The following is a 714-nucleotide window of genomic DNA, read 5'->3' as shown; positions in this document are numbered from 1 at the left end:
TTTTTAAATCTTAATTTCACAATCGCCTATAAAATATATTTATTATTTAATATAGCATAAATAATGTATTATTTATGAGGTTTGTCCTAAAATGCTTATTTTTTTACTTGAAATGAATTTAACACAAAGAAAAGTCTCATTAAACTATTTAATATATTTTAAAAGGATTATATATAACACTTATTTAAAACAGAGGAAAAAAGAATAATGGAATGATATAATAAAAGTATATTTACTATGAATTAAGGAAAGTAGGGCTTTATATGAAAATAAATTTAAGATATTTAGTGAGTTTTATTATTTTATTTCTAGTAGAAAGTTTTATTGCAATTGCTGTGAAAAATGTATTTATTAGAGCATATATTGGAGATGTTTTAGTAATTATTTTAATGTATACTCTCATAAAAACATTTATATCAAAACCAATAAAGCTTTTACCTATATATTTATTTGTATTTGCTTCTTTTATAGAAGTACTACAATATTTTAACATTGTAGAAGTATTACAATTACAAAATAATAAAATAGTTGCTACAATCATTGGTAACACTTTTGATATTAAGGATATTCTTTGTTATTTAATAGGTGCTGTTATTTTATTAATATGGGACAAAATAATAAGTATGAAATTTAAATACTAAAACTTAAAAAAAGAATTTAAATTAAAAAAATTATATAAAATTTATAGAAATCACCTCATATTGTATATTAAAT

General features: G+C 18.8%; 1 protein-coding gene. It reads left to right on the top strand.

Annotated features, from left to right (window positions below; all coding sequences use genetic code 11):
* The first annotated feature begins 263 nt into the window (after positions 1-263).
* The gene (locus GBZ86_RS16490; RefSeq protein ID WP_152892480.1) at positions 264-641 is read left to right on the top strand and encodes a ribosomal maturation YjgA family protein; all 378 of its coding nucleotides are present in this window, start codon (positions 264-266) and stop codon (positions 639-641) included.
* Positions 642-714 lie beyond the last annotated feature (73 nt).

This window comes from Clostridium tarantellae, from assembly GCF_009295725.1.
Lineage (GTDB): Bacteria > Bacillota > Clostridia > Clostridiales > Clostridiaceae > Sarcina > Sarcina tarantellae.
Note: the sequence above shows the minus strand (reverse complement) of the source record. Positions and strands in the feature narration are given on the sequence as shown.